This is a genomic window from Thiorhodococcus mannitoliphagus (genome assembly GCF_010915725.1).
Classification (GTDB): domain Bacteria; phylum Pseudomonadota; class Gammaproteobacteria; order Chromatiales; family Chromatiaceae; genus Thiorhodococcus; species Thiorhodococcus mannitoliphagus.
Genome location: NZ_JAAIJR010000314.1, coordinates 1 through 1708, shown reverse-complemented (window position 1 = coordinate 1708; position 1708 = coordinate 1). Strand labels below are relative to the sequence as shown.

The following is a 1708-nucleotide window of genomic DNA, read 5'->3' as shown; positions in this document are numbered from 1 at the left end:
GTTGGGCCTCGTAACGTCGGCCCAACCTAGAGTCGCTGGCCGGTGTTGCCCAGGACCTCACCCTCGCCACGAGCGTGGCAGCGCTTCGATCCTCATCGCGTCCAGTCTGCAGGCGGAGTCATGAGCCTATGTCCATCGCCAACGATTACTTGGATTTCCATCAGCGGATGTTCGCCCATGGCGTCATCTTCTCCTTCGTCGGCTATGTTTCGGAGTCCATCCTCTTCTCGCTCGGGGAGGCGCTGAAGCAGAAGATGCGCCTGGAGGCGAGGGACGCCAATGTCACCAAGCGTGTCTTCTCGGTATTCGTCGAGCAAGTCCAGAACATCATTCGCTATTCCGATGAGCGTCTGGAGGCCGAGACCGGGCGGCCTGCTGAAATGAGTTCCGGAATGGTGACGGTCGGCTGCGACGAGGCGCACTTCTTCGTCGTCTGTGGCAACATGGTGAAGCACGACGAGGGGGTATCGCTGTGCCGCCGACTCGAGACGCTCGCGGCGATGGATCCCGCTGCCATCAAGAGTCACTATCGCGAGAAGCTGCGCGAGCCAGCCGAAGCGGGCAGCCGCGGCGCCAGCATCGGGCTGATCGAGATCGCGAGGCGGTCGACGCGCCCGATCGAGTTCGGTCTGGCCGACCTTGGCGACGGCCGCGCTTTCTTCTGTCTCAAGGCCTATATTTGATCCCTGACAGGCAAGCAGCGCGATGACGGATACACTCTATTTGCCTCAGACAGAGCGCTCGCCGCTCGTCGAGCTGGACGTCGACAACCATCGACTCCGTATCGAAGGCGAGTCCTATCCGGAGGACGCCGCCGCCTTCTTCGGACCCGTGCTCGCCGCGCTAGACGCCTACCTGGCTGAGTCCGAGCAGCGCCCGCCAGCTTCGCCCATCGTCATGGATGTCCGCCTGCTGTACTTCAACAGCAGCAGTGCAAAGGCGCTCATGAATGTCTTTCAACGCTTGGAATCCACTGCCCAAGTGGGCGTCGGGATCGACGTGAACTGGCACTATCATCCTGACGACGAAACCATGAAAGAGTTCGGGGAAGACTTTAGCGAAGACTTCGAGGCGGCCCGCTTCAATTTGGTCGTCTCAGAGACCGACCTGGCTTAGCGTCATGTCGAGCAACCAGACGCCCAGGTTCGGTGAAGAGGGTGAGGAGTATTCGCTCTACGCGCACGAGGAGTCGGTGATTCGTCGGGCCGAGGACATGCTCGGCAAGCTCGAGGAAGTCTCCGGCGGCGTGCGCGACCTCGCCAAGGCCTACCGCGGGGGCTATCGTGAGACGGCTCGCCTGGTGCGTATCAGCGACCGTATGCAGCTCGATCTGCACGATGCGAATCGGACGCTGACCTCACAGGCCGAGGACCTGAGGCGATTGAACGCGGCGCTGCGTGAGGAGATCGAGCGGCGCGAGCAGCTCGAGCAGGAACTGCGCCGCATCGCCTCCATCGACGAGCTGACCGGCACCCATACCAGGCGCTCCCTGCTTGAGTTGGGCGAGCACGAACTGCGGCGGCGGGCAAGGCACGGGCATTCCCTGGCGGTGCTCATGATGGATCTGGATCATTTCAAGCGCATCAATGACAGTTTCGGGCATGCGGCCGGGGATCAACTGCTGCGCGACTTCGGCTTTCTGCTGCGCTCGAGTCTGCGCAAGGGTGATATCGCCGGCCGTTTTGGCGGAGAGGAATTCCTGGCCATT

The 1708-nt window shown here is 61.9% G+C and carries 3 protein-coding genes; all 3 read left to right on the top strand.

Going from position 1 to position 1708, the window contains the following annotated elements; genetic code table 11:
* Positions 1 to 128 precede the first annotated feature (128 nt).
* Positions 129 to 683, top strand: a complete 555-nt coding sequence (locus G3480_RS26485; RefSeq protein ID WP_164657184.1) for a SiaB family protein kinase — start codon at positions 129 to 131, stop codon at positions 681 to 683.
* 22 nt (positions 684 to 705) lie between these two features.
* Entirely contained in the window at positions 706 to 1116 is a 411-nt protein-coding gene (locus tag G3480_RS26480; protein WP_164657183.1) for a DUF1987 domain-containing protein, read from the top strand.
* A 4-nt stretch (positions 1117 to 1120) separates the two neighbouring features.
* The coding region (locus G3480_RS26475; protein WP_164657182.1) for a GGDEF domain-containing protein at positions 1121 to 1708 on the top strand (588 nt) is incomplete at its 3' end.